Origin of the sequence: Trinickia sp., assembly GCF_035492435.1 — a bacterium.
GTDB lineage: Bacteria > Pseudomonadota > Gammaproteobacteria > Burkholderiales > Burkholderiaceae > Trinickia.
Window position 1 is genome coordinate 1 of record NZ_DATJJF010000154.1, and the last position, 5,419, is coordinate 5,419.

6 protein-coding genes are annotated in these 5,419 nt (G+C 59.1%); 3 read left to right on the forward strand and 3 right to left on the reverse strand.

Annotated features, from left to right (window positions below; all coding sequences use genetic code 11):
- The first annotated feature begins 462 nt into the window (after positions 1-462).
- Positions 463-2,655 carry a prolyl oligopeptidase family serine peptidase gene (locus VL598_RS11610; RefSeq protein ID WP_325326868.1) on the forward strand — a complete coding sequence of 731 codons (2,193 nt, stop codon included), beginning with the start codon at positions 463-465 and terminating at the stop codon, positions 2,653-2,655.
- Between the two features lie 100 nt (positions 2,656-2,755).
- Here the strand turns inward: VL598_RS11610 and VL598_RS11615 are convergent, their stop codons facing one another.
- Positions 2,756-2,914 carry a hypothetical protein gene (locus VL598_RS11615; RefSeq protein WP_325326869.1) on the reverse strand — a complete coding sequence of 53 codons (159 nt, stop codon included), beginning with the start codon at positions 2,912-2,914 and terminating at the stop codon, positions 2,756-2,758.
- A 397-nt stretch (positions 2,915-3,311) separates the two neighbouring features.
- On the opposite strand from VL598_RS11615, the gene VL598_RS11620 reads away from it, so the two are divergent.
- The gene (locus tag VL598_RS11620; RefSeq protein WP_325326870.1) at positions 3,312-3,689 is read left to right on the forward strand and encodes a DUF1428 domain-containing protein; all 378 of its coding nucleotides are present in this window, start codon (positions 3,312-3,314) and stop codon (positions 3,687-3,689) included.
- A gap of 168 nt (positions 3,690-3,857) precedes the next feature.
- Here VL598_RS11620 and VL598_RS11625 read toward each other — a convergent pair whose 3' ends face one another.
- Both VL598_RS11625 and VL598_RS11630 read right to left on the reverse strand, forming a co-directional pair.
- Positions 3,858-4,295: a YciI family protein gene (locus tag VL598_RS11625; RefSeq protein ID WP_325326871.1), complete on the reverse strand. Its 438-nt coding sequence runs from the start codon at positions 4,293-4,295 to the stop codon at positions 3,858-3,860.
- 393 nt (positions 4,296-4,688) lie between these two features.
- Positions 4,689-5,006, reverse strand: a complete 318-nt coding sequence (locus VL598_RS11630; RefSeq protein WP_325326872.1) for a DUF4148 domain-containing protein — start codon at positions 5,004-5,006, stop codon at positions 4,689-4,691.
- Positions 5,007-5,268: 262 nt separating this feature from the next.
- On the opposite strand from VL598_RS11630, the gene VL598_RS11635 reads away from it, so the two are divergent.
- Positions 5,269-5,419, forward strand: a 151-nt coding sequence (locus VL598_RS11635) for a metal-sensing transcriptional repressor (RefSeq protein ID WP_325326873.1), incomplete at its 3' end; no start/stop codon positions are given.

Consider the following 5,419-nt stretch of genomic DNA (forward strand, 5'->3'; position numbering starts at 1 on the left):
CGGCGGCGGAGGGCACCGCTAGCCGACGAGGCTCGCTCCCTTCACGCGCGGTTCGCTTCACCCAGGGAGGGCTGCAAGCCGATATAACGATTGCAGCCCGGCGGCGGCCGTCGCACGAGGGGTCATTTGCTTGCCCAACGATCGGAACCACCGCCGGGCAATCGCGATTTGCATCATAAAAAAGTTAATAGCGTCAAACAAATTTTGACCGCCGTTTTCTGGCTTGATATGCTCGCCACCGTCCGCAGAGACGACAGGGGCGCTGACACCCCGCGGAGACACCAACGCGCGATGCTCGAACTAATTGAGTGGTTCCTGTTGTTCTGTGCCAAGCATTCGAGCGTCTCCTTGTGCCATGGTTCAAGCGTCACTGCATAGCACAGCCGCCAAACAACCAACAACAAATTTACGAATTCCATACACATCTACAGCTCAGCTGCGCATCGCGCTTTGAGACCATCTATGAAAAAGAGAACATCCAAGTACCTTGCATTAACCCTCGCTCTGCCCACGCTCGTTGCAAGCAGCCCGTCGTGGTCGGCTGATGCCCCGCCCGTGGCGCCGGTACGCCCGGTGACCGACACCTACTTCGGCACACCGGTGGTCGACGATTATCGGTACATGGAGAACCTGAAGTCTCCGGAAGTGCAGCAATTTATGCGGGCACAAGCGAATTACACCAACAAGGTGCTTGACGGCATTCCGGGCCGCACGGCCCTTGCTCAGCGCATTGGCCAGTTGATCAGCAACGATCTGCAGCGCAATCATTTCCAGCGCCGAGGCGAGCGGCTGTTCTATCTCCTGCTTGACCCGAGCGCGACCGTGCCCATGCTCGCCTATCGTGACGGCGTCAACGGCACCGAGCATATTCTGGTCGATCCGGGCAAGCTCTCGAAGGACAGCGCGCACCACTTTGCGCTCGATTGGTATGCCCCGTCGTGGGATGGCCGCTACGTGGCATACGGTGTGTCCGAAGGCGGCTCGGAAAAGAGCGTGCTGCATGTCCTCGATGTCAAGACGGGGCAGACGCTCGAAGAGCATATCGATCGGACGAGCAACGGCGTCGTCAGCTGGCGCAAGGACAACCAGTCGTTCTTCTACCTGCGCTATCCGAAGGCAGGACCTGATACGCCGCCCGCACTCAGCGAATACAACGCAGTGACCTATCTGCATACGGTCGGCCAACGTGCGGACGGCGAGGGTGACGAAGCGGTGTTCGGCCGGGGCGTGTCAGCAAGCCTCGATGTGCCCGAAGGGCAAGGCACCTATGTGCTCGTGTCGCCGAATTCGGCCTATGCCGTTGCCGTGGCGAACCGCAACATGGACGACACCCCCAATACGTTCTACGTCGCGCGGCTCGATCAGATCGACGGTGCGCGCACGCCCTGGAAAAAGATCGCAAGCCCCGAAGACGGCGTCGTTGATGTGCAAATGCACGGCGATCAGCTTTACTTCCTGACCGAAAAAGGCGCGTCGCACCTGCGTATCATGGCGACCCCGCTCGCCCATCCGGATGTGACGAATGCCAGCGTAATCGTGCCCGAGGGCGCGAACGTGATCGATTCGTTCGCCACCGGCAGCGACGCGATTTACGTCGCCGAACGGGCAGGCGCCTCGTTCAAACTGGCACGCGTGAGCTACGCCGGCAAAGACAGCCGCACGATCGATCTGCCGTTCGCCGGCACGATCAGCGACCTGAGTGTCGATGCGCACGAGCCGGGCGCGATGCTCCAGTTGCAGAACTGGGTCAAGTCGCCGCGCGAAATCGCCTACGATCCGAAGGCAGGCACCGCGACCGATACCGGTCTCGTGCCGCCCGCGAAAACGGAGACGAGCGATTTCGAAGTGCGTGATGTGTTTGCCACAAGCTATGACGGCACTCGCGTCCCGGTTTCCATCATCGCGAAGAAGGGCATCAAGCTCGACGGTTCGCATCCGACGATCGTCTTCGGCTACGCCAGCTACGGCCTTTCAATGGACCCGCAGTACCGGCCGGCCTGGAATGCATGGATCGAACGCGGCGGTGTTTATGTCGTTTCGCACATGCGTGGCGGTGGCGAATTTGGCGATGCATGGCACCGCGCCGGCCAGAAGTTGACGAAGATGAATACCATCCTCGACTTCGAGGCGTCCGCGCAATACATGATCGACCAGCATTACACGCAGTCGAAGTTCCTGGCCGCAAACAGTGCTAGCGCTGGCGGGATCGTGATGGGCGGTGCCTTGACGGTCAATCCTGAGTTGTTCCGCGTCGTGCTCGATGACGTGGGCGAATCGGATACGCTGCGCATGGAGACCGAGCCCAATGGTCCGCCCAACGTGCCCGAATTCGGTTCGGCATCGACGGAACCCGGTTTTCATGGCCTCTTTGCGATGAGCGCTTATGATCACATCCACGACGGCACGCCCTACCCGGCCGTGATGTTCACGACGGGTGCAAACGATCCGCGCGTGGCGCCATGGCACATGCTGAAGATGACGGCGCGCGTGCAGGCGGCAACGAGCAGCGCCAACCCTGTTCTCTTGCGCGTCGATTACGATGCCGGTCATGGCATGGGTTCGAGCCGCTCGCAGTACGCGGCCCGGCTGGCTGACGAATGGTCGTTCGCGCTCTGGCAGATGGGCGAGCCCGGCTTCCAGCCGAAGCAGCAATAAGTAGCAACAACCGCACGTCCCGCGCGCAACTCATGTAGTCGCCCAAGCTCGCACAGCGCATCGCGCCGCTGTGCGAGCTTGAATCCGCGCGGGCACCTCTTCACGGCACGCCACCGGCCATAAAAAGCTGAGGGATGTGCCGATCGTTTTTCTGCACGATCCAATAGCGTAAGTTCGGCCGATCATTACCGGTGCGAATGATTCGCGGCTCGCCCATTTCCGCAGCGAGCTGCACGATGACGTGCACTATTTCCACCATATTTCCGGCCTCGTTGTCGCGCTCGAGGCAGAGCGCAGCGCTTGTCTGCCTTCACCGCACTCCCGCCAAACACGCCAAGCCTCGCGCGCTTCGTTTGTCCCATGCCGTTTGTCGTCCTTCATCGCGGAACAGGCATTGCTCGCGTTGTTGGAACCGCTCGGGCTCGCACTGACACACTGATCGTCTCGTGCTGCCCGACGGCAGAACGCGCTTCGCGCAACGGAAGATATGCGGAAGGGGCCATGAGAGCGCTCAGAGGGCATGGAACAAGAGAGGTAGTGCCCACGGCGCGGGATCAAGCCCTCAGGCGCGATGCGTTTTTCATCGGAAGCGATCGACCCATTTTCCAGTGCTGTCCTTGAAGCCGGCACCTTTTTGAATATGAAGGAGACGCAAAATGGCGCATTACGTAGATGGATTTGTCGTGCCTGTGCCTATCGCTGATCTCGAGGCTTATCGACGCATGGCAGAGCAAGCGGGCAACATCTGGCTGGAGTACGGCGCGCTCGAGTATTGGGAGTGCGTCGGCGACGACGTGAAGCCAGGCAAGGTGACTTCGTTTCCGCAAAGCGTGGAACTCAAGGACGATGAGACGGTGGTGCTTTCATGGATTGTTTACGACTCTCGGGAGCACCGTGACAGCGTTAACGCCAGAGTAATGGAAGATCCGCGAATGAAGGAGATGATGGAGCGGCAGAAGATGCCGTTTGACGGCAAGCGCATGTTCTGGGGCGGGTTTCAGACGTTGATAGAACTGCCTACGGCTCACGTGTGATCAGGCGCTGTCGCCCACAGCGGGTATGCTGCGGGCGACTTGCATGCCGATGCAGATTGCCATTTGAGAGCCAAGCTCATGCTCCGGACTTCAATCCTGCTCCAGCAATGTCTCCAGACATTTGTCGCGAATCATTTCGGTGTCCTTATTATTCGACATCCGAACAACTCAGCGTGGCTTGCTCGTGAGGTTCGAGGCTTCTGCGCGTAAATGTTCTTCTTTTTCGCGCAGCTCCGGCGTCAACTCCGCTCCAAAGTCTTCGAACTCCATGAGCGGGCGAATTTCGATTTCGGACTCGCCTTCCATGAAGTTCGGGCAGCGCTTGACCCATTCCACGGCCTCGTCCATCGACTGGACTTGCCAAAGCCAAAAACCGGCTACCAGCTCATTGGTTTGCGCGAACGGCCCATCGATCACCGTCCTCTCGCTAGCGCAAAAACGCACACGCTTGCCGTTCGCACTTGGGCGCAAGCCTTCTCCCGCTAGCATCACACCCGCCTTCACGAGCGCTTCATTGAAGTTGCCCATCGTTGCAAGCAGTTCGGTGCTGGGCAACTGGCCAGCCTCCGACTCGCGCGTAGCCTTCACTATCACCATGACTCGCATTTGAGCCTCTCCCAAACAAGGTTAAACGAGGTTGATCAAACGTCCGCACAACCAATGGTGAGGCCAATCGACGGTGGCTTGCCATCGGCGGCGGCTCCAGCGAAACGGCGTTTTCGCGATGCCGGAAATCGACATCTGTAGTGACGAAATGCGAAATGGACTGAGTGTTCTGAACGAAAGGGGACGAACAACGCCACCTGATGATGCCAGGGGGTGTGTGAAGTTATAGTCGAAACGCGTCCGAAGGACGAATTGAAAATGGCTCGACACCAGCGGGGATACCGCGGCGGCGAACCATTGGTTCGATGCGTCGCACGCAGATCGTGTGCGCTACAGGGCGAAGCTCCTTGGCGACCTTTTGGGCCTCAGCGATGCTCGGGCCGGTTGAGGACTTCAACCGCCGAAGTACAGCGGCGGCAGGCCGTCATTGGCGATGCGAGTGCCCATCGCCGGAACACCGGATTCAGCCGTGCCGCCAACTACGCCACCGTAGCCCGATGCAGCCTTTTTCGCAGCGAGACGTGCTTCGGCAGCCTGGATGTCTTTCGGGTACTGGGTGTGGGCGGCGACAGGGTTATAGCCGACGCTTTGCAGTGCGACCAGTTCGGACTGCACTTGCGCACGGGTAACCGGCCCGTTGGTTTGGGCCATCGCAAAAGTCGGGGCCACCAAAGCAGAAGCAATAACGAGAGCGGGAACAAACGTTTTCATCACAAAACCTCCAAATCGTGCGTCCGCTCCGGCAGACGCTGAAATTGAATTGACAGTGCGACGTAGCGAATGCCTCAGGTGGGATGGCTGCGTCGTTGAAATAAGTGTATTCCCTTACTATCGATTCACGCAATCGATAGTCCGCAACAATCAATCTCAATTTTGACAACGATCCATGGAGCTGTGGCGCAAGGGAAGCCCCCATTTCCGGCATGGGTAAAGGCCGGCGTATACTCCCCTACCGTATTTGGAGATCGGAAACGTGAGCCATACGATTCGTGAGAAACAGAAGCTACTCAACCGGGTTCACCGCATCAAAGGCCAGTTGGAGGCGATTGAGCGCGCGCTCGATCAGGAACGCGGGTGCTCGGACGTATTGCAATTGATCACCAGCTGCCGCGGGGCGATGAACG